The organism is Actimicrobium antarcticum, from assembly GCF_039536745.1.
GTDB classification, from domain to species: Bacteria; Pseudomonadota; Gammaproteobacteria; order Burkholderiales; family Burkholderiaceae_D; genus Actimicrobium; species Actimicrobium antarcticum.
Map to the genome: position 1 here is coordinate 1 of NZ_BAAAZE010000001.1, position 21,979 is coordinate 21,979.

Below are 21,979 nucleotides of genomic sequence, written 5' to 3' on the forward strand. Positions count from 1 at the left end.
CGAATCTGTTTACAACCGGATCGCGCATAAAAAATGCCGTTCAGGGCTTATCTGAACGGCATTACGCTCCGAGCGGCTTTTTTTACGTCTGGTGCAACGTCACCATCAATGCCGATAGGCAGCCCGGAAAAACTCCTTGAATGCCGACACCGTCAATGCCACATCGGCACGTGATACATCCAGATGCGTGACCAGTCGCATGTGCGGCGAAACACTGGCAAGGATGCCGCGATTTTGCAAATGTTTTGCCAGTGCCACGCAGTGGATTTCCGCCATGTCGGCATACAGGATGTTGGTTTGCGGATCCGTCACAACGAGTTTGTCGATGTCCGCCAGGCCGGTTGCCAGCAAGATTGCGTTCTCGTGATCTTCTGCCAGTCGTTCGATATTATGGTCGAGGGCATACAGTCCGGCGGCTGCCAGTATGCCGGCCTGGCGCAGGCCACCACCCAGCATCTTGCGCCAGCGCAGCCCGCGCTGGATCATGTCGCGGCTGCCACACAGCACCGAACCGACAGGAGCTCCCAGACCTTTTGACAGGCAGACAGAGACCGAATCGAAACCGGCGGTGGCAGCCCGCAAGCTGATGCCCTGTTTGACTGCCGCATTGAAAATACGCGCACCATCCAGGTGGGTGATCATGCCACGCTCATGCGCCAGCGCGGTGGCGGCGTCCAGGTAGTCGCGGGGAAGTACTTTCCCGCCGATGGTGTTTTCCAGCGCCAGCAAACGTGTTTTTGCAAAATGAATATCATCCGGCTTGATCGCTGCCGCGATATCCGCCAGCGCCAGCGAGCCGTTTGGCTGATGCGGCAATGGTTGCGGCTGGATGCTGCCAAGGACAGCGGCGCCACCAGCTTCGTATTTGTAGGTATGGGCCTGCTGGCCGACCAGGTATTCATCGCCGCGGTCGCAGTGCGCCATCATCCCGATTAGATTGCTCTGGGTGCCCGAGGGCGCAAACAGCGCGGCTTCAAAACCGAATAGTTCTGCCGTGACCAGTTGCAGTCGGTTGACGGTCGGATCGTCACCGTAGACGTCGTCACCGACCTCTGCATTCGCCATGGCGGCACGCATGGCGTCGCTGGGACGGGTTACGGTATCGCTGCGCAGATCAATAGTTTTGTTCATGAGGCTCCTTGTTGTCGCGTCGGCGACGAAATTCGTATTGGGTCTACGTGTGTCATCAAGTTGAGTACGGCGTGCTGTTCCATCACCCGTCGGCGGGCTTCCAGCGCGATATCGTGACCCTGTTCGACGGTCATGTCGGCGTCGATTTCGAGGTGGACATCGGCCAGGATCAGGTCGCCGGCCTTGCGGGTTTTTAACTCATGCCAGCCCAGCACGCCGGGTGTTTCGGTCAGCGTCTGGCGAATTGCCTGCATGGTTTTTTCGTCGACGGCGCGGTCCATCAGGTCATGTAGCGCATCCCACGCAAACCCCCAGCCCATCCGCGTGACCATGAATCCCACGATCATCGCAGCAAGCGGGTCCAGCATCGGATACCCGAGCAGGCTGCCCCCGATCCCGATCGCCACGACCAGCGACGCCGCCGCATCCGAGCGGGCATGCCACGCATTGGCAATGAGCATGCTGGAGCGCACTTTCTGCGCAATATTGAGCATGTAGCGAAACAGTGTTTCCTTGGCGGCCAGCGCACCCAGTGCAACCCAGATTGCAATGCTCTTGACGGGCTGGATGGCATCGGGCTGTTGCACTTTCATGAACGCGCCCCAGAGCATGCCGACACCGACCGCCAGCAGTAATATGCCTAGCGTCAACGAGGCGGCATTTTCGTAACGCTGATGGCCGTAATGATGGTCGTCATCGGGGGCTTTCTGGCTGTGATGGTTGGCAAACAGAACCACAAAATCTGCCACCAGATCCGACAGCGAATGGATGCCATCAGCAATCAGGCCAGCCGATCCGGCCAGGATACCGACGCTGACCTGCGTGATGGTCAGGCCGATATTGACAGTCACGCTCACCAGCGTGCTGCGCTTTGCTGCCTCCTGCCGCGATGGTGTATCGATATCACCGTGTTCATCCTGGTCATCCATTGATTGCATGCTTCATTCCTGTTTTTTTATTCCTGCCGTTCGAGCGCGATGCCGATGCTGGCCAGTACGCGTTCTGCCAGCGAGCGACGCGACCAATCTTCCAGCGAGACAGTATGACTTTGCCCGAGATAGCTGCCGATCACCAGTTCCAGCTGGTGTGCGAGAGTCACATCCCGCTGTGCCAGATTGACTTCATTGTTCAGCCCGAACGAGCGGTTGTCGAAGTTGGTCGAACCGATCACCGACCAGAGCCCATCGACCAGCATCACTTTTGTATGTGTCATGCCGGGCTGATATTCGTGAATCGCGATACCGCCGGCAATGAGTTCGCCATAATGCCGGCGGCTCGCGAGGCGGGCAATCGGGTGGTTGTTGTGCACGCCGTTGGTGATGATGCGCACCCGCACGCCGCGTGCCGCTGCCGCCAGCAGGGCCTGACGCATGGACAGATCGGGAACGAAATACGGCGAGGCTATCAGCAAGTCCTTGCGCGCTGCACCAACCATCAGCTGAAACAGCACCCGCGCGCGGGTCGAGCGGCCGCCGGTCGGGGTGCTGCCCACCGTCATGGCGACCGGCGTGTCGACTGGCAGTCTGGCAAGCTGCACGAGTGGCAAATCGGCCACCGGAACATTGGATGCGATCTCACTATCGATCAGGATTTCGCCGTGACTCTCCAGCCAGCTTTGGGCAAAGACCGACTGCAAGCCGCGCGCCGTTGCACCATCGACCTGCACCATCACATCGCGCCACGGTGGCAACGGCGCGTCGCCCGTATCCCAGGCCGAACCGATTCCGGCGCCGCCAACGAATGCGGTATGGCCATCGATGATCAGCAATTCGCGATGGGTGCGATTGTTCCAGCGCTTTAGTGTGTACCAGCGAAATGGCTGATACCACGCAACCTGTCCACCGGCGGCGCGCAATCCATCAAAAAAATGATCCGGAGTCGGCAGGCTACCGACGGCATCGACCACCACGCGCACCCTGATGCCGGCTTTGGCGCGCTCGGTCAGCGCCGCCAGAAAACGCCGGCCGACCGGCGTGTCATGAAAAATGAAGGCTTCCAGATCGATCACGGAGCGTGCCGACCGGATCTGCGCCAGTTCGGCGTTATAGAACTGGGCACCCTGTGCAAAAACCGTGCTCTGACCAGGTTGCAGCGGCGCCTGTTCAAGCGCGCTACCCAGCACATTCAGAAAGTCGCGCGTGTCGGATGCGGGCACCGGACCTTGCGTTTTATAGGCCAATCCCGGCTCGAACAGAACAACGAACAGCAGGGCCATGGTCAACGTCGCGGCGAGTGTCATCACGATGCGCAGCACGACGCTCAGCCGCAGGATGCGCTGCATGTCAGGTGCTCACTTGGGCTGGATGACACATGGATTTTTGGCGTGGAGTGATGGTTGCAAGGTCACTGTGGAAGCGCAGACGGATGGTAGCACTGTCCCATCGAACTGATTGATGCATTGCCGGATAACAACCGACACGCTGAAGCACATGAAGTCACACCAGGATCTGCTGGCTGCGACAGCAATTGCCGCCGCAGCCATGGCGTTCAACGATGACCTGGCATTACATCAACCGACCAGTCGCGCATTTTGCGGAAACATCTGCGCACGGGCCGCGTCATCCATCTCTGCCTTGAACGTGAACTGTGACTTCAACGCTTCAGCGCGTTGCGCTGCCGGCCGCGCATTGATTTCATCGAAGTGACGCTTCAGATTCGGCAACGTTGCCCAGGCATCGGCACCGAGGATGAAGGGCAGCGCACGCGCCCAGCCCCAGACTGCCATGTCGACCAGCGTGTAGGTATCGCCCAGCATGTAGCGATGCTTGCCCAGCTGTGCTTCGAGGATGGCGAAATGGCGCTCGGCTTCGAACAGGTAACGGTTGACCGCGTACTCTTTCGGCTCCGGTGCAAAGTGTTTGAAATGGACTGCCTGGCCCGAATACGGACCGATTCCACTGGCCACGAACATCAGCCAGGAATACATCTGTGCACGCGCAGCTGGCGTGTTTTCGGGCAGGAACTGGCCGGTTTTTTCGGCGAGGTACAGCAGGATGGCATTGCTGTCGAAGACGATCGCATCGCCATCGACTAGTGCCGGAGTCTTGGCATTCGGATTGATTGCCAGGAATGCCGGCAGGTGTTGCTCACCTTTACGGGTGTCGACAGGGATCGTTTCGTAGGGCAGGCCGGCTTCTTCCAGAAACAGCGCAACCTTGAGCGGATTTGGCGATGGATGGAAATAGAATTTGATCATGGAGGATTCCTTTTCATGGCGAGTGCTGGGGATTATCGGGAGCTTGATGCACTCACGGCTGGCCGATGGTACAGGCATCTCTGAAACATGTCAGGCGACCTGCTTGCTGACACGACATGAGCGTATTCAGGCACACTTGGCGTCCCCATTTATCGAGTTCAAAAACAGGAGACGCAAGATGATCAAAGTCAGTGTGATGTACCCGAACACCCCCGGCGCGCGATTCAACCATGAGTACTACCGTGACAATCACATGCCGCTGGTGAAAGCGCGCATGGGCGACGCCTGCAAGTTCTACACCGTCGACAAGGGGCTGTCGGGCGGCGCACCAGGAACACCGCCCACCTACATCGGCATGTGCCACATCTTCAGTGTATCGGTCGAGGCGTTCCAGGCTGGCTTTGGTCCGCATGTCGCCGAAATCATGGGTGACATTCCGAACTACACCGACCTGGCACCCGTGATGCAGATCAGCGAAGTCATGGTTGGCTAGGCAGCCTGCTGCGAGACGTCGTCGAGATCGTCAGTCGGGTGGATATTGACTGACCGGATCGGCAGCATCGATCCCGTCTCGCGATACCGCGTGTGCCACGAAAACGCTTTTTCGAGCACATGCGGCGTATGTCCGCCGCGTTCGCCGGCTTCGGTCACATATTCCTGCAACAGGCCGCGGTACGGTTGCGCCACACAGTTCCGGATGATGGCTTGCGCACGTTCGCGCGGTGCCAGTCCGCGCAGGTCGGCCAGGCCGACTTCCGTGACGAGGATATCGACGTCATGCTCGTTGTGATCCACATGCGACACCATCGGCACGATGCTGGAAATCTTGCCATCCTTGGCAAGCGACTTGGTTGCAAAGACGGCCAGATACGCATTGCGCGCAAAATCACCTGAACCACCGATGCCATTCATGATGTGCGTGCCCAGCACATGGGTCGAATTGACGTTGCCGTAAATGTCCGCTTCCAGCGCGGTATTGATCGCGATGATGCCCAGACGCCGAATGATTTCGGGATGGTTGCTGACCTCTTGCGGGCGCAATACCAGACGTTCTTTGTAACGCGTCAGTTCGCGAAACACCTGCGCGCCTTTCTGCGACGACAGCGTGATCGATGAGCCGGAGGCAAAATCCAGTTTGCCTGCGTCGAACAGATCGAAGGTCGAGTCCTGCAGCACTTCGGAATACATCGACAGATGCGCGAACGGGCTATTGATGAAGCCGGTCATCACTGCATTGGCAATCGTGCCGATGCCAGCCTGTAGCGGCAGCAGGCTGTTGGTCAACCGGCCACAACGCACTTCTTCCTCGAAAAATTCCACCAGGTGCGCCGCGATCGCATCGGTCTCGGCATCCGGTGGCAGGATGGTGGACGAGCTGTCCTGCTTCTCGGTGATGACGATGGCGACGATTTTTTCCGGCGCAATGTTGATGGTCGTCGTGCCGACACGGTCGCTCGGCGTCATCAGCGGCATTGGCTCGCGCTGCGGCCGGTGCTTCGGAATGAAGATGTCGTGCAAGCCTTCCAGTGCGAGTGACTGGCTCAGGTTGATTTCGACGATCACCTTGTCGGCCAGAATGGCGAAGCTGGCGCTGTTGCCGACCGATGTCGATGGAATGATCGCACCGGTTTCGGTAATCGCGATGGCTTCGATGATTGCAATGTCGATCGGTGCCAGCTGTCTGGTGCGTAGCATTTCCACGGTTTCGGACAGGTGCTGGTCGACGTACATGACCTCACCGCGGTTGATGGCCGCGCGCAATACCGGATCGGCCTGAAAAGGCATCCGACGTGCCAGCACGCCAGCTTCGGTAAGTAGTTTGTCGACATCATTGCCCAGCGATGCGCCGGTGATCAGCGTGATCTGGAAAGGGGTATGACGGGCCCGTTCGGCCATGGCCAGCGGAACCATTTTGGCATCGCCCGACTTGGTAAAACCGCTCATGCCGACGGTCATGCCATCTTTGATCCACTCGGCGGCCGCAGCGGCGGTGGTGATGCGTTCGCGCAGCGCTGGCAGGCGAATGCGGTCCAGATGGTCATCGTGATGCGGTTGCGACATGGTGATTCCTTTGCAATTTATGTCAGGCAAAAATTGACCGGCACAACCGGTGGCGGCACGAAGTCGTCCTGCAGTGATGCACGCAGGTCAATTTCAATGGCGCGGCAGATCGCGTCGAGCGGCAGGTCATTCGATGCGGTACCGAATGGTTCTTCGATTTCGTCGCCCAGTGCATCCAGCCCGAAAAACGTATAGGCCACGACCGCCACCACGAACGGCGTCATGAAGCCGATCGAATCGACCAGTCCGAACGGCAGCAGAAAGCAGTAAATGTAGGCGGTACGGTGCAGCAACAGCGTGTACGAAAACGGGATCGGCGTATTGCGGATGCGTTCGCACGAGGCGGCGGCGGCCGTCATTGCCGACAGCGTGGTATCGATCGCGACGACCAGGCACGGGTCGATGCGGCCTTCCTTCATGCACTGGCGTAAATCGTCGCCCATGCGCAGCATCAGGAAATCCGGTTTGTTGGAATAGCTGGCCAGTTGCTGCCATTCGGCGTCGGTCAGTAGCGCTTGCAATTCGTTCGTCATTGGCTGCTGACGCAGCAGGTCGCGCAACGCATGGGCAAAGACGATGGCGCGATAGATCATCCGTACCCGCAGATCGGTCAGGCCAAGACGGGCGGTCGCCGGTTCGGGATACTCGATCAGACTCTGGCACTGGCGTGAGAAATTACGGCTGCGCAGAACCAGTTCGCCCCATAGCTTGCGACCTTCCCAGAAGCGGTCATAGGCGGCGTTATTCCGGAACCCGAGGAAAATCGCAATCGGCAGTCCGATCAGCGTGAACGGAATCGTGGTCAGCGTGATCTTCAGGGTGTAGAGGTCGCCGTGCGACCACGTCACCAGCGTGGCAATCACGATATTGATAATCAGCGTTGGCAGAATGCGCGGTAGCACCGAGCCGCGTAGCAGGAGGAACAGCCTGAATCCGGAAGGGCGATCCCTGATGATCATGGATGGTTCCCGGGATGGAGGTTGAAGGCAGGATAGTTTGCTAACATGTGAGTGATATTAATTGCTAATATGTAAGCGAGTCAAGCGCCTGGTGGTCGTGAGTCAGTGCGCAATAGTGTTCCTGTCATCAATCGTGTGATGGCTGCAAGTCGGTGTACTTACAATGAAATCGGACGACCCCATGAAAAAACGCATTGCCCACCGCAACTTACCCCAGGTCTTCCTGCGCGCCCGCGAGTGCCTGATGTCGCATTTCAGACCTATCCTCAACCACTTCGGCCTGACCGAGCAGCAGTGGCGGATCCTGCGGGTACTGGATGAGAACGAGCAACTCGAACCACGCGAAATGTGCCAACTGTGTCAGATCACCAGCCCGAGCATGACCGGTGTGCTGGCACGGATGGAAGAGATGCAACTGATCTTGCGCAGCCGGGTGTCGGAGGATCAGCGCCGGATCATGGTCCGGCTGGCAAAAAAAGGCGATCGCCTGATGGCCGAACTGGCGCCGCTGATTGAAGCGCAGTACCAGCATATCGAGCAGGCATTAGGGACACAGATGTTCCGGGATTTGTCGACTGCGCTGGAGGCGTTTATTGCCGCAGAGAGTCATCCGGTCGAGCGGATTGCCTTGCCGGCAAAAGCGAAAGTGGTGGCCAAGCGACGTGCTGCCCGACTCTGAATCGGCAGGCACATGAAAAGCGATTTCCGGAAACTGTCCGGGCTGGCGCACCATTGAGTTCTAATAAAAATTCCGGCTTTCCACGGTCAGGCTTCCCAGCAATGCCGAATGGTCCAGCACCTGTTTCGCAATCAGGTGCCGCACCTCGCCGACGCGTTGCCAGACACCGTATACCGTCAACAGACTGGCCTGTAAAATTTCCCGGCGATGGCGTTCCTGCACGTCCTTCCAGACGATCACGTTAATCACCCCGGTCTCATCCTCCAGCGTGATGAACATCGTGCCTTTGGCCGTGCCCGGTCGTTGGCGCATGGTCACCAACCCGGTGGTGCGTACCAGCTTGCCGTTGGAAAAGCCTTTCAGTTCCAGTGCGGTCGACAGCTTCATCTGCTTGAACTTTGGCCGCAGTAGCGCCAGCGGATGGCGGTTCAAGGTCAGGCCAAGGCTGTGATAATCCGCCACGATCTCGTGACCCTCGGTGGCTGCCGGCAGCATCAATGCCGCTTCGGTGATGGGCGCATTGCGCAGCAGCGCAGTCACGGGCAAGAGCGCGGCTACTTCCCATTTGGCTTGCCGGCGATGGCCGGACAGTGCTGACAGCGCATTTGCATCGGCGAGTGCTTTCAGGTCCTGCTGGTCGAGTTCGGCGCGGCGCGCCATGTCGTCGACGCTGACAAACGGCATCATGGCCCGTACTTCGACCATCCGCCGTGCGCTGTCGCGCGCGAGTCCGCGTACCAGGCACAGACCGAGCCGGACATCGGGCTGGGTGGCATTGCGTTCATCGCCATGTTCTTCCAATGTGCAGTCAACGTCGCTGACCATCACGTCGACCGGTAGTACGCGCACTCCGTGGCGCCGGGCGTCCTGGACCAGTTGCGATGGTCCGTAAAATCCCATCGGTTGTGAATTGAGCAGCGCCGCCAGGAACGCCGCCGGTTCATGCCGCTTGATCCATGCAGAGACATACACCAGGAGCGCAAAACTGGCGGCGTGTGATTCGGGAAAACCGTATTCGCCGAAGCCTTCGATCTGGCTGAAAATGCTTTCGGCGAATTCCAGTGCATAGCCACGCGCCAGCATGCCGCTGATCACCGGCTCACGGAATTTCTGTATGCCGCCTTTGCGTTTCCATGCGGCCATCGATCGACGCAGGTCATCCGCCTGGCCCGGTGTGAAACCCGCTGCCAGCATCACCACCTGCATCACCTGCTCCTGAAAAATCGGTACTCCCAGCGTACGTTCCAGCGCGGTTTTCATGTCGGCGTTGGCGTAGACCGGTTGTTCCAGCCCTTGCCGGCGACGCAGGTACGGATGCACCATGCCGCCCTGAATGGGGCCCGGCCGCACGATCGCGACTTCGATCACCAGGTGGTAGAACTTGTCGGGACGCAGGCGCGGCAACATCGACATTTGCGCACGTGACTCGATCTGGAATACGCCCACGGTATCGGCGGCACAAATCATAGCGTAGGTCTCCGGGTCTTCGGCAGGTACATCCTGCATCGTGAAGACTTCGCCGCGCCGCAAGCCGACCATATCCAGCGCGCGCCGGATTGCCGACAGCATGCCCAGAGCCAGCACATCGATCTTCAGGATACCCAGTGCATCGAGATCATTCTTGTCCCATTCGATGACGCTGCGGTCCGGCATCGATGCATTTTCGATCGGGACCAGTCGGGCCAGATTGTCGCGTGCAATGACGAACCCGCCGGGATGCTGGGACAGATGGCGCGGAAAGCCGATCAGCGTTTGCGTCAGGACCATCAGTTTTTGCACCACCGGCGCATCCGGGTCGAAGCCGCATTCGCGCAATCGCTCACCCATGACTTCGCGCCCATCCCACCATTGATGCGAGCGCGATAGTCGATTGATCTGTTCAAAGTCGATGCCAAGCGCCTTGCCTACATCTTTGAGTGCCGAGCGTGGCCGGTAAGTAATGTGCACACCAGTCAGTGCAGCGCGATGGCGGCCGTATTTCTGGTAGATGTACTGGATCACTTCTTCGCGCCGCTGATGTTCGAAATCGACATCGATATCCGGCGGCTCGTTGCGCTCTTTCGAAATGAAGCGCTCGAACAGCACCGACATCCGGTCGGGATCGACTTCGGTAATGCCGAGGCAATAACAGACCGCCGAATTGGCCGCAGAGCCGCGGCCCTGGCACAGGATGTCCTGACTGCGCGCAAAACGCACGATGTCGTACACCGTCAGGAAATACGGCGCATAGACCAGGTCCCGGATCAGTGCGAGTTCATGTTCGATCTGTTCCTGTACCTTGGCCGGCATGCCGCCGGGGAAGCGCCGCATCGCGCCTTCATAGGTCAACCGCCGCAGGTAGCCGTCTTCGGTTTCACCGTCAGGGACGATTTCAAGGGGATATTCATAGCGCAATTCATCCAGTGAAAACGTGCAGCGTTGCGCGATCACGAGTGTTTGTTCCAGCAATGCGCGTGGATACAGCTGGCCCAGGCGCACGCGCGAGCGCAAGTGCTGTTCGGCGTTCGGTTGCAGGTCGAGGCCGCATTCGGCGATCGACTTGCCCAGCCGGATGGCGGTCACCGTGTCCTGCAAAGGCTTGCGCGAACGCACATGCATGTGGACATCACCGCTGGCCACCAGCGGCAAGTCGCTGGAGTGCGACAAGCGGGTCAGGCGTTGCAACCACACATCATCCTCAATGTGGTGCAACAGCTCTACGCCGATCCAGCTGCGGGCAGGGAAAACACGTCCCAGCCAACCCGCCTGTTGCTGCATCAGTGCGTCGGAATGGGTGTGTTGCGGCAGCCAGATCGCCAGGCAGTCCGGCAAACCATTGAGCTCCCCAGTCATGAAATCAGGCATGTCCAGCTGATAAAAGCCCTTGCCGGAACGCCGCCGTCCGTCGGTAATCAGTTGGGACAGATTGCCATAGCCGTCGCGACTGGTTGCCAGCAGTAGCAACCTGATGCCGCAGTCGAGCGTGACTTCGGTACCGATGATCAGGGGCAGGGCGCATTTTTTTGCGGCGATATGGGCCCGCACGACACCTGCCAACGAACATTCATCGGTCATGGCGAGTCCGGCATAGCCAAGGTCGCAGGCTCGCTCGACTAGTTCTTCGGGATGCGAGGCACCGCGCAGGAAGGTGTAGTTCGACAGGCAGTGCAGCTCGGCATAAAGAGGGAGGAGAAGTGGCATGACATGAATAATACTGTATATAAACACAGTTAAGTTGCGATGATTTTTCTCAATCTCTCCCTACTTTTTTCAGTGGCGGCATGGTTTTACCGAGTGGCTGGAGCTTTCCGGCGTGCACCATGCACGATACTTTGATGCACCGCTTCAGGGCGTCGACCGCACCAGCGCAAGTCATTTCTTTTTGGAAGCTTCATTGCTTGCGCAAGAGTATTTAGTTGCCCTATAGTCATAAATGACGAATACCAAAAGTAGTTATTTGTTCCAATAGTTGGTCATGCCTTGCGCCCCGTCGCACATTGAACACCGACTTGTTACCCGTTCCGAGCAGCCCGATGTCAACTTGTGCGAGCCCCCCATGCCTACGCGTGATTCTTTTCCCATAGAGCCGTTTCTTCCCTACATGCGTGATGTCGCCAAATGCGAACAGGCCTTGCATGAAGTAAATCTGATGTGGCACATGATCGAATCCTCGGCGCGGATGAATTGTCCGCGCGAGGCGGGCACGATTTTGCCGACGATGGCCGCGACCCGTGCCCGCTTTCGCCAGCTGGAAGAAGAACTGGTCATCAATCTGGCCCGTGAAAAGCTGCGCAATGCCCACGCCGCACTGGCCACGACTGCGGGTTATATCATCGAGATCGTGGTACGCAACCTGTTCGAGCGCACCGCCGATGTCGGCTTCCTGGCCACCGATCGCGAGCTCTGCCTGTTCGTGGCCGGCATCACCAGTGATACCGATGCAGTGCGGCGCCGATTGTGCGCTTACCGCGACAAATACACGGTCTATGACGAGATCATCCTGCTCGACACCAGTGGTCGTGTGCTGGTGCAACTGGACCCGCAATCCGCACTCGATAGTAGTCGTGACGCACTGATTGCCCGGACACTTGTTTGCGATACCTATGTCGAAACCTTTCGCGCCAGCGACCTGTGTCCGGACAAGCGCAATGCGCTCATCTATTCGCGTCGGCTGTGTCATCCCGATACCGGGGCGGTGATTGGTGTGCTGTGCCTGAGCTTTGCCTTCGAGGAAGAGATGGGACGGATTTTTTCGACGCATGGCGACCCCGGCGATCGCTCGAACATGCTGTTGCTCGATGGTGATAATCGTGTCATCGCCAGTGCCGATACGTACTGGATGCCACTGGGAACGCTGGTGCCGGTCAATGCCAGTGACGTGCCGGGGTTGATGATGTTCGGCGGCCGCGAGTATCTGGTGTGCACGATCAGCTCGCAAGGCTACCAGGGTTACCCGGGGCCAGCCGGCTGGCAGGGCCAGGTCATGATTCCTGTCGATATCGCTTTCGGTGGCAAGCAGGCAACGTTGCTTGACCAGCTTGCGCCGGCGCTGGCAAATGGCGTGCTGTCGCATGCCCATGCATTCTGCCCGCCGCTGTTCGGCATCATGCGTGCCGCCGATAGTGCGTCCGAAACCATCCGGCGGGTGGTATGGAACGGTCAGGTCATGACCACCGGACAGGATGCAGGTCTGGGCCGTCTCAAGACCATCCTCGAGCAGATCAGTGAGACAGGAGCGCGCAGCAATGCGCTGTTTGCGGAATCGATCCGTGATCTGTTCGATACGGTACTGGCATCGGGTCTGCGTGATACAGAGTTCGTCACGCACCTGTTGGTCGATCTGCTGGACCGCAATCTGTATGAGCGTGCCAACGATTGCCGCTGGTGGGCGCTGACGCCTGAACTGCGCCGCTTGCTGGCAGTCACGCAGCGCAGTGCCGGGGATATCGACAACATGACGCGCATCCTGGCGACCATCAACGGGTTGTACTCGGTCTACACGTGCCTGTTCGTGTATGACCGAAATGGGATGATCATTGCCAGCACCGGGGAGGGTATCGGTACGACCATCGATGCGGTATCGCTGGGCCAGGTGACGGCGTTGCGCACCGGTCAGGATTATTACGTATCGCCATTCGAGCCGTCGACCTTGTATGGCGACATGCCGACGTATGTGTATCACGCGGCGATTCGGCATCCGGATCGCGATACCGAGGTTATTGGTGGCATTGGCATCGTGTTCGATGCAGGACCGGAATTCTCGGCGATGTTGTGCGGCGGCCTGGGTGGCAAGACTGAAACCCAGGCCGATACCCGGGCGTTTTTCGTGGATCGGCGCGGCGTGATTATTGCCAGTACCGATCCGTCTCGCCCGGTGGGCGGCACGCTGGATGTCGATAGCAGTTTTCTGGCGCCGGGCAGCGGTTGCAGCACGTCGCGGATCGTGACACACGATGGCAGCTATGCACTGGTGGGATGCACGGCGTCGCATGGTTATCGCGAATTCAAGGTCTCCGATGCGTATTCCGGGGATGCGAGTGCCGATGTCATTGCTGTCGTGATTGCCGCGGTTGGGCCTGTCGCCCAGGGCAGCGTCGGGAACACTGAACCAGTAGCGCGCTTCACGTCGGTGCCGGGGATGCTGGATGGTCTGGAATTCGCCACCTTCTATCTGGACAATGCGTTACTCGCGATACCTGCTGAACACGTGCGTGAGGCATTGCCCGCCGCGGGTGTGTCACCGATGTCGATCGGCGCTGGCGCTGGCTGCCTGGGTATTCTTCCGGTGGTGGGTAGTCAACCCGGCATGTCGGACGACTTTGTCTGGGTCTTCGATCTGGGTGCATTTTTGTCGGGCAAGCCGACCGTGCAGGACAGCCGAAGCCAGATTATTGTCGTGCGCTTAGGCCAGCGCTCGATCGGTTTGCTGGTGACGCAATTGCACGGCGTCGGCAGGTTCGATCCGGCACAACTGGTGGCTACGCCCATGGGTGGCCAGGCCACTGGCAATGGCATGCTGGTCCGGCAGGTTATTCAGGCCGAGGAAGATAACTTGCTGATACAGGTGGTCGATCTTGCCTATCTGTTTGGGGTGCTGATGGCACCGGCGAACGCCGCGCCAGAGTTGCCGGACAATGTGTACGCGCTGCAGCCGGCAGGGTATTCATCGACCGGCGGCAACGCCCAGAAGGCCGGATCGCATTGACATCGACATGTCGGGCAGGTGTTGCGGGCTAACCGGCGCTTCTGCCGGATAGTCCGGGCACTGCTATAGTCGGGCGCAGTGCGGCGCAACCCTGCCGTGTACGCACTGCGGCAGCCGTTCGCATTCCCACTTCTCCCACCCTTGCAGTCAGGATCGACATGGCGAACTCCATCGGAATACGTTCTGCAGTGCTTGTTTTTGCGTTACTTGCCTCGCATGGGCCGCTAGTTCATGCCGACGAAATCGACCTGGTTGAGATCGTGCGCAATCCGGTAATCGGCAACTACAAGGGCTACGCCGAGTTCAAAATGGCGCATTACGATAACGCACGCATGATCTGGGAAGCGCTGGCGCAGCGTGGTAATGCCGATGCGAGTTTCAATCTGGGCATCCTCAGCGAAGACGGACTGGGCGAACCCCAGAGCATGCCGGAGGCGCTTCGCCATTACGAACAAGCCGCCGAGGCCGGTAGTCCTCGCGCCCAATATCGGCTCGGCCTGCTGTATTCGGCCGGAGTAAAAATTCCGAAAGACGATGCGCGTGCAGATCGCTGGCTGACTGCGGCAGCTGCGCAGGGAGATACCGATGCGGCAGCGCGTCTTGCGCTAAGGAATGCTGCACACAGAACGCCGCGCGACCAGGCTTTTTATGATGCAGAGACCTTGCATGCAGCCGGACAATACAGCGAGGCGGCGGCAATTTTTCAGCGTCTGGCGCAGGCCGGCGACACCCGTTCGCAATCCCGGCTGGGCTGGATGTTCGAGGTAGGTCAGGGTGTGCCGCGTGATCTTGACCAGGCTGCAGTACTGTTCCGTCAGGCAGCTGAAAGTGGCGATGCCGACGCGCAGTACGCCCTTGCCGTGATGCTGCAGACCGGGAAGGGGCAAACACGCAATCCCGAAGAGGCAGACGCGTGGTTGCACCGCGCTGCGGCGCAGGGGCACGTATTGGCTACCAGTGCGCTGAAAAAAGGCGTCGCCCGCTGATTCTGCCGGCGAGCGGCTTGCGTCGCTATTCTGCGCGTTACGGGTTGAACTTTTCCCGCGCGGTGTCTGTTTGCACACAATTGATTTCTGGTCCCATTGGCCAGATTGTCCGGCTGGCAAGATCATTGCCAGCCGAATCCGACTACAACCACAGCGGTCAGGCAGCGTCTCACAGCGTCATCAGCTTTCGCACTGCCTGGCGCGCCTGCGCCCTCAATTCCATGACGTCAACGTTGTTGAGTGCATCGCTATCCACCACCTGCCGACCGTTCACCCACAGGCCTTTTAACATTGGCCGTCCCCCACTTGCGACCGGCCCCACTGCCACATCGTGCAAGCCGAAGTAGCGCGGGTCTTCCAGCGCGTAGAGCGCAATGTCTGCCGACATGCCCGGTTCCAGCGTACCGATCGCGTCCAGTCCCAGCACTTTCGCACCGCCCGAAGTGCCCCAGGACACCACGTCGTCGGCGCTGACTGCGGTGCGGTCGTCTTCGCCCTGGCCACCGCGGTATGTCGGCAAGCTGCGTTCGCCCGCAGCGGCGCGCTGCATCAGCCATGCGGCGTGCACTTCCGAGATCATGTCGGCGGCCTCGTTGGACGCGGCACCGTCCACGCCGATGGAGATCGGTACGCCCGCCGCCTGCAGCGCCATGATGGGTGCGATGCCGCTACCCAGGCGGCCGTTGCTCTGGGGGCAGTGGGCGATGCCGGTGCCGGTGCTGCCCAGCAGGGCAATCTCTTCCGCATCCAGCTTCACCAAATGGGCAAACCAGACATCGCTGCCCAGCCACTCGTGCTCGGCCACGAAGCGCACGGGGCTCATGCCGTGCATGGAATGGGTGGTGTCCTGGTAGCTCACGGTTTCCGACAGGTGCGAGTGCAGGCGGATGCCCAGGCTGCGCGCGGTGCGGGCGCACTCCACCAACTCGGCGGGTGCCATCGAGTAGGGTGGTGTGGTGGGGGCCATCACCACGCGGCGCATGGCGTTGGGGGAGGTGTCGTGATAGCGCGCAGTGAGACGCTGCACATCGCCCAGGAATGCATCGAGTGTTTCGGGGCGCAGCGCCTGGGGCAGCTCGGACTCCAGCTGGCGGACCTTGGTCGCGCCACCGCGGCACAGCACCATGCGCAGGCCCATGCGCTCGGCCTCGTCAAACAGAATGGCCGAGCTGTCGAACGGCATGCCGGGGTAGTAAAGGTAGTTGTGGTCGGCCACGGTGCCGCAGCCCGACAGCGCCAGCTCCAGCAGGCCAACGCGTACGGCGGTGCGAAACATTCCTTCATCGAACGCGGCGCGAAAACGGTAGGGCGTGGCCGCCAGCCAGGCCGTCAGTGGCAGGTCCAGACCGTGCGCGTCGCCCTTGAGGAGCGACTGGAACAGGTGGTGGTGGGTATTGATCCAGGCGGGGTAGACCACGCAGTCGGTGGCGTCCACCACGCGCTCGCCGGGCTCGGGCGTGAGCCGGCCAATGGCGTCGATCAGGTTGCCACGAATGCGGATGTCGGGCCCGGCGGTGCGGGATGTAGCGCCGCGCTGGCCGGTGACGATAGCGGCGGCGTTGCGGATGAGGGTCGAGGTCATGGGTAGTTTTCGCGTGATGTTGATGATGTTGGTTAGGCGCCTTGCGCGCTCTCATGCCAATGGCCCAGCGCTTTTCTTGAAAGCCAATCCATGCTGACAAACAGCGCCACGCCGGTGAGCGAGATCAGGGCCAGCGCGGCAAACAGGCGGGGAATGTTGATCTGGAAGCCTGCCTGCAGGATTTCGTAGGCCAGGCCGGTACCCGTGCCACCGGTGCCGGCCACAAACTCGGCCACCACTGCACCAATCAGCGCCAACCCGCTGGAGATGCGCATCCCGCCAAAAAAGAACGGGAGTGCACTGGGAATGCGCAGGCGCACCAGCGTTTGCCAGCGACTGGCGCGGTTGAGTTTGAACAGGTTCAGCAGCCCGGGATTCACACTGCGCAAGCCCAGCACTGTGTTGGAGATGATGGGAAATACGGTCACCAGCGTGGCGCAAATCACCAGCGCCAGGGTAGGTTGCTTGACCCAAATGATGATGAGCGGTGCCACTGCCACCACGGGGGTGACCTGCAACAGGATGGCGTAGGGGAACAGGCTGGCCTCGATGAGCCGGTTCTGTACAAACAGAAACGCCGCCACCACGCCCAGCACCGTGGCCAGCGTAAACGCCAGCACGGTGATCTTGAGCGTGGTGGCCAGCGCCAGCAGCAGCGACGGGCCATCGGTCACCAGCGTGCGGGCAATGTCGCTGGGCTTGGGCACCAGATACACCGGTACCTGCCAAGCCGTGCAAAGTCCTTGCCAGAGCAGCAGAAACACGGCACCCACGATGAGCGGCGCCAGCCAGTTGAGAGTGGAAGCGTGGTGATCGGAAAGCGTTTGCATGGTGGTGGCTCCTCAGTGCAAATCGATGGTGTCGCTGGCGGCCATCAGCAGGCCGGACAGCGTGCGGCAGTGCTCGGAAAACGGCGGGGATAGGCGGTACGCCTCGGAGCGGTCGGTCTCCTCCAGCGGCACATCAGCAACGATGCGGCCGGGGCGCGCAGCCATCATCACCACCCGACTGGACAGAAACACCGCTTCGTAGATGCTATGCGTAACAAACACCACCGTCAGCCCGGTGGACTGCCAGAGGGCGCGCAGGTCGGTGTCGAGCCTGTTGCGGGTGAACTCGTCCAGCGCGCCAAAGGGTTCGTCCATTAGCAGCACATCGGGCTGCGTGACCAGGGCACGGGCAATCGAGGTACGCATTTGCATGCCACCCGACAGCTCACGCGGATAGGCGTGGCCAAACTTTGCCAGACCGACCTGCGCCAGGGCTTTCCCGACCCGTGCGTCGGATTCGACGCGCGGCACTTTTTGCAGGTCCAGCGGCAGGCGCACATTGGCCGCCACGGTGGCCCAGGGCATGAGCGTGGCCTCCTGGAACACCATGGCCGAGGTCAGGCCCGACTTGGCAGGCGTATCCGCCCCGGCCCAGCGGATGTGACCATGGCTGGGCTCCTCCAGCCCGGCAAACATCTTGAGCAGGGTGCTCTTGCCGCAGCCCGAGGGGCCGAGCAGCGAGACAAAGTCGCCGCGCTGAATGCGCAGGCTCATGCGCGCCAGCGCGTGGGTACCGTTGCCATATGTCTTCTCGACCTTGTTAGCGTGCAGCACGGTTTTGGCATCGGGCATCTGCAGGGCCGGGACCTGTTCGTCCACGGCAAGCGTATCGGTGCTGGTTTTCATGAGCATGCTCACTCCTTCACGAGGGCTTCGGGGTAAATCGGCACCACGGTGCGGCTGTTGCCTGCGTGTATTTCCACTTCGCCATGCGCGGTCAATACGTCCATCAGCATGCGCCGGATCAGCAGGCCGGGCTTGTCGGAGGGCATGTGGAATTCCTGGCGGCGACGCGTGTCGATGCAGGTGTCGAAATCGGTGGCTTCGAGGATGTCGCGGTCTTCGGCGGTGATTGCCGCGTCCCAGTCAATCAGCTCCTGCGCGCTGCACTGTTCTTCGGTGTCGCTGCGGTACAGCCACTGCACCAGCATCAGGCGGTCGTCGCTGATGGGGGTGGCGCAGTTGTAGATGATGTGGTCGATGCCGCTGTCGGGATAGCGGCAGCCAAAGCGGCGCGAAAACGGCAGGTAGTACTTGTTGGTCAGGTGGCGCGTGGTGGTGGGCGTGGTGGCACCAGTGACGCGGTGACCTGCGGGCGGATTGTTGATGGGGATCAGCGTTTCGCCCTCAAAGCCGAAGTCGGTTTCCACCAGTTCGTATTTTTGCGGTACGGGCTGGTTCAGGATGCCGAAGTTAGCCTTGTGCACAAAGCTGAAGTGCGAGTTGTCGAACGAGTTTTCCATCACGCGTACCGGGCTGGTTTTCCACTCTTCGTAAAACTGGAAGATGCGGCGGTAGCCGGGGGCACCGTCTTCCGGAAAGTGCGGGATCGGGCGCAGCGGGTCTTCCAGCGCAACCCACACGTAGCCGTATTTTTCCTGGCAATGGAAGGACGGCACCTTGGCACCGGCGGGGATGGCGGCGTCGGGGTTTTGCGGTATCCGCACGCAGCTTCCGCTGCAGTCATAGGTCCAGCCGTGGTAGCCGCAGACGATGTTGTCGCCTTCGACAACACCTTTGGAGAGCCTGGCCGTGCGGTGGCAGCAGCGGTCGCGCAGGGCGGCCGGTTCGCCATTGGTTTTTTTCCACAGCACCAGGTTTTCACCCAGCAGCGTGAAGGGCTTCGGGCCATCGTCGAGATGGCTGATGGGCATGAGTGCGTACCAGAAGCGGCGCAGAACGGGTTGTTGAGTGACCAGCATGGTTCTCTCCAGATTGGCTGCTTCGCTTTTTTGCGCAGCGGAGCAGCACTGGCCGGCGCGCCACTATGGTCGCCTTCGCCAGCAGGAACAACGATCAGACGGGTTCAGTGTTCAGTGTTCAGGGCATGACCTTGAGGTCTTTGACGAACTGCGTGGTGTAGGCTTTCTTCCAGTCGGTGTCGGCCTTCAGCAAGCCGGCACCCACCATGAAGTCATACGTCTGCTTCCAGCGCGCATCGGTCATGACACCGGCGCCCAGTTTGGTGGCGTCGCCACCGTCAAACACCTTGAGTTCTTTCATGCGCTGGATGGCAAAGGTGATTTGCTCATCATCCATTTTGGGGTTGTCCTGCTTGATGAGCACATTGCCTGCTGCCGGGTTGGCCAGATAGGCTTTCCAGCCTTCGATGCTGGCGCGTACGAAGCGTTGCACCAGATCGGGTTTCTCTGCCACCAGTTTGGTGGTGGCCACGATGGTGGTGCCGTAGGGCGGGTAACCTTCATCGGCAAACAGGAAAAACTTTGTTTTTACGCCCGCCTTGTTGGCCTGGTAGGGCTCGGACGAGGGATAGGCCTGTTGTACCGTATTGGGATCGGCAAAGAAAGGCTGCAGGTTGAAGGTGTAGGGGCGTGCCTGTGCTTCGGCGTAGCCGTATTTGGCTTTCATCCACGGCCACCAGGTGGGGCGACCCGAGGTGGACACCAATATGGTCTTGGTCTTCAGATCGCCCAGGCCGTTGACGTTCTCGTGTGTCATCAGGCCTTGCAGATCTTTCTGGAAGGACGTGGCTACCGTCGTCACTGGCAAGCCCTGTTCCAGAGACTTGAGCACCTGCAAGTCGTAACCCATGATGAAGTCGGCCTGGCCTGCGGTCAGCAGTTGCATGCCATTGACCTGGGGGCCGCCCATTTTGATGGTGACATCCAGACCATGCTTTTTGTAGATGCCTGCGGCCACTGCCTGATAGAAGCCTCCGTGTTCGGCTTGCGCGTACCAGGAGGTGAGGAAAGTCACCTTGTCCTGCGCCAGGCTAGCGGTCGACAGGGTCACCAGTGCGATAGCGCAGGTGAGGCGGGTGAGCTGTTGTGTCAGTTTGCGTTGCATTGTCAATTTCTCCAGAGTTGATATGGAAAGACGACAGTGCCGGGCCAGAGACAGCCGGAAGGCTGCCAGTCTCTGCTGTACTCGCACCATCAAACGGCGCAAACACAAATGCTGAAGGACCGAACCTCAGCATGCGACGGCACTAGCGTCACCAGAGCAATGACCGATAACCTGGGACGGGTGCCCGGCGGTTACTGACAGCTTCTACTCTTGAAGATTACTATGCAAAGTTTGTGCCAGGCAATTTACGGGGTATCCAGCCTGCGGTTCACCAAAATGAGGATGAATGGCCGGATGACCATCGCCTCAAAGCGAGGCGGTTCGCCCCAGGAATTGGCGGACACGCTGAGTGTTGCGGTTCTTGGCACGGATGCAAAGGTCGCTACCTAGCGTGATCATCGGCAGATAAAAAGAAATGCTGTTCAGGTTGCACTGAACGGCATTACCGAATGTCGGGATGACCATACCGTTCCCCAAAAAAAAGCGCTCCGAAGAGCGCTCTCTGTTGCTGGCTGAACGACGACTTATTGAACTTTGGCCTTGGCGCGCAGTTCCTGCTGATATTCCTGCAGTTTTTTCTGTTGCAGGCTTTCGCTGATCTGTGGCTTGACTTCTTCCAGCGCCGGCACTTTTGCTGCGCGGGTGTCTTCAAGCTTGATGACGTGGTAACCGAACTGGGTTTTGACCGGGGTTTCCGTGTACGAACCTTTTGCCAGGCCGACCATCGCATCCGAGAACGGCTTCACGAACGAAGCAGGGGAGGCCCAGTCCAGATCGCCACCATTGGCAGCCGAACCTGGATCTTTTGATGCCTTGGCCAGCTCTTCGAACTTGGCGCCGCCTTTGAGCTTGACGATGATGGCTTTTGCTTCGTCTTCTTTTTCTACAAGGATATGGCGGGCGCGGTATTCCTTGTCGCCAGCGGTTGCCTTGAACTTGTCGTATTCGGCTTTGATCTCGGCGTCGCTGACTGGATGCTTTTTAACGTAGTCGGCGACCAGTGCGCGGATGACCAGTGACTGGCGGGCGATTTCGAGTTGGGTTTTGACGTCGGCTGAATTACCCAGGCCAAGTTTGTCGGCTTCCTGAACCAGTACTTCGCGATTGATCAGTTCTTCCTTGACCATCTTGCGCAGTTCTGGTGTATCGGCTTGTCCCTGGGTAGCCGCTTGTTTGGCCATCAGGTCAGCACGGCTGGATGGAATGGCTTTGCCATTCACGACGGCGATGTTCTGTGCCATCGCCGGGAGTGCGGCTACAGCGAGAAGCAGTACAAGCAAACGGGCAGGTTTCAAAGTCATTATCAGTTCCTAAAATGGAAAATAAAAAGTGGATGTTAAGGTG

17 protein-coding genes are annotated in these 21,979 nt (G+C 59.5%); 4 read left to right on the plus strand and 13 right to left on the minus strand.

All coding sequences use genetic code 11. The annotated features are described in order from the left end of the window. Window positions 1-105 precede the first annotated feature (105 nt). The 4 genes from ltaE to ABD720_RS00020 all read right to left on the minus strand — a co-directional run bounded on the left by ltaE (window position 106) and on the right by ABD720_RS00020 (window position 4,327). On the minus strand, window positions 106-1,131 hold the full coding sequence (gene ltaE / locus ABD720_RS00005) for a low-specificity L-threonine aldolase (RefSeq protein ID WP_344761119.1): 1,026 nt from the start codon (window positions 1,129-1,131) through the stop codon (window positions 106-108). After that, on the minus strand, window positions 1,128-2,069 hold the full coding sequence (locus tag ABD720_RS00010) for a cation diffusion facilitator family transporter (protein WP_344761120.1): 942 nt from the start codon (window positions 2,067-2,069) through the stop codon (window positions 1,128-1,130). The genes ltaE and ABD720_RS00010 overlap by 4 nt, the downstream gene beginning before the upstream one ends. Window positions 2,070-2,086: 17 nt before the next feature. Next, window positions 2,087-3,412, minus strand: a complete 1,326-nt coding sequence (locus tag ABD720_RS00015; RefSeq protein ID WP_344761121.1) for a phospholipase D-like domain-containing protein — start codon at window positions 3,410-3,412, stop codon at window positions 2,087-2,089. Window positions 3,413-3,640: 228 nt separating this feature from the next. Beyond that, a complete protein-coding gene (locus ABD720_RS00020; RefSeq protein WP_344761122.1) occupies window positions 3,641-4,327 on the minus strand; it encodes a glutathione S-transferase family protein in 687 nt (228 codons plus the stop codon). Window positions 4,328-4,505: 178 nt separating this feature from the next. On the opposite strand from ABD720_RS00020, the gene ABD720_RS00025 reads away from it, so the two are divergent. Continuing rightward, window positions 4,506-4,820, plus strand: a complete 315-nt coding sequence (locus tag ABD720_RS00025) for an EthD family reductase (protein WP_344761123.1) — start codon at window positions 4,506-4,508, stop codon at window positions 4,818-4,820. Here the strand turns inward: ABD720_RS00025 and scpC are convergent. Both scpC and ABD720_RS00035 read right to left on the minus strand, forming a co-directional pair. Continuing rightward, the gene (scpC, locus tag ABD720_RS00030) at window positions 4,817-6,388 is read right to left on the minus strand and encodes a succinyl-CoA:acetate CoA-transferase ScpC (RefSeq protein WP_344761124.1); all 1,572 of its coding nucleotides are present in this window, start codon (window positions 6,386-6,388) and stop codon (window positions 4,817-4,819) included. The two genes, ABD720_RS00025 and scpC, sit on opposite strands and share 4 nt — an antisense overlap. A 17-nt stretch (window positions 6,389-6,405) precedes the next feature. Beyond that, window positions 6,406-7,347, minus strand: a complete 942-nt coding sequence (locus tag ABD720_RS00035) for a bestrophin family protein (RefSeq protein WP_344761126.1) — start codon at window positions 7,345-7,347, stop codon at window positions 6,406-6,408. Window positions 7,348-7,528: 181 nt separating this feature from the next. On the opposite strand from ABD720_RS00035, the gene hpaR reads away from it, so the two are divergent. Next, window positions 7,529-8,026 (plus strand): homoprotocatechuate degradation operon regulator HpaR, encoded by a 498-nt coding sequence (gene hpaR / locus ABD720_RS00040; protein WP_344761127.1) that lies wholly within the window; start codon window positions 7,529-7,531, stop codon window positions 8,024-8,026. 60 nt (window positions 8,027-8,086) lie between these two features. Here the strand turns inward: hpaR and ABD720_RS00045 are convergent, their stop codons facing one another. Further along, window positions 8,087-11,206, minus strand: coding sequence for an error-prone DNA polymerase (locus ABD720_RS00045; protein ID WP_344761128.1), 3,120 nt, complete (start codon window positions 11,204-11,206; stop codon window positions 8,087-8,089). A gap of 355 nt (window positions 11,207-11,561) precedes the next feature. Between ABD720_RS00045 and ABD720_RS00050 the strand changes: the two genes are divergently transcribed. Both ABD720_RS00050 and ABD720_RS00055 read left to right on the plus strand, forming a co-directional pair. Continuing rightward, window positions 11,562-14,210 (plus strand): chemotaxis protein CheW, encoded by a 2,649-nt coding sequence (locus ABD720_RS00050; RefSeq protein WP_344761129.1) that lies wholly within the window; start codon window positions 11,562-11,564, stop codon window positions 14,208-14,210. 158 nt (window positions 14,211-14,368) lie between these two features. Beyond that, window positions 14,369-15,196: a tetratricopeptide repeat protein gene (locus ABD720_RS00055; protein WP_344761130.1), complete on the plus strand. Its 828-nt coding sequence runs from the start codon at window positions 14,369-14,371 to the stop codon at window positions 15,194-15,196. 169 nt (window positions 15,197-15,365) lie between these two features. Here ABD720_RS00055 and ABD720_RS00060 read toward each other — a convergent pair whose 3' ends face one another. From ABD720_RS00060 to ABD720_RS00085, 6 genes are all read right to left on the minus strand, one after another. Beyond that, a complete protein-coding gene (locus ABD720_RS00060) occupies window positions 15,366-16,778 on the minus strand; it encodes an amidohydrolase family protein (RefSeq protein ID WP_344761131.1) in 1,413 nt (470 codons plus the stop codon). Between the two features lie 32 nt (window positions 16,779-16,810). After that, entirely contained in the window at window positions 16,811-17,608 is a 798-nt protein-coding gene (locus ABD720_RS00065) for an ABC transporter permease (RefSeq protein WP_344761132.1), read from the minus strand. A gap of 12 nt (window positions 17,609-17,620) precedes the next feature. Further along, entirely contained in the window at window positions 17,621-18,400 is a 780-nt protein-coding gene (locus ABD720_RS00070) for an ABC transporter ATP-binding protein (protein ID WP_344761405.1), read from the minus strand. A 62-nt stretch (window positions 18,401-18,462) separates the two neighbouring features. Continuing rightward, window positions 18,463-19,530 (minus strand): aromatic ring-hydroxylating dioxygenase subunit alpha, encoded by a 1,068-nt coding sequence (locus ABD720_RS00075; protein WP_344761133.1) that lies wholly within the window; start codon window positions 19,528-19,530, stop codon window positions 18,463-18,465. Between the two features lie 118 nt (window positions 19,531-19,648). After that, complete coding sequence (locus ABD720_RS00080) at window positions 19,649-20,635, minus strand: ABC transporter substrate-binding protein (RefSeq protein ID WP_344761134.1); 987 nt, start codon at window positions 20,633-20,635, stop codon at window positions 19,649-19,651. Between the two features lie 524 nt (window positions 20,636-21,159). Then, the gene (locus ABD720_RS00085) at window positions 21,160-21,936 is read right to left on the minus strand and encodes a peptidylprolyl isomerase (RefSeq protein ID WP_344761135.1); all 777 of its coding nucleotides are present in this window, start codon (window positions 21,934-21,936) and stop codon (window positions 21,160-21,162) included. Between the last annotated feature and the right edge of the window lie 43 nt (window positions 21,937-21,979).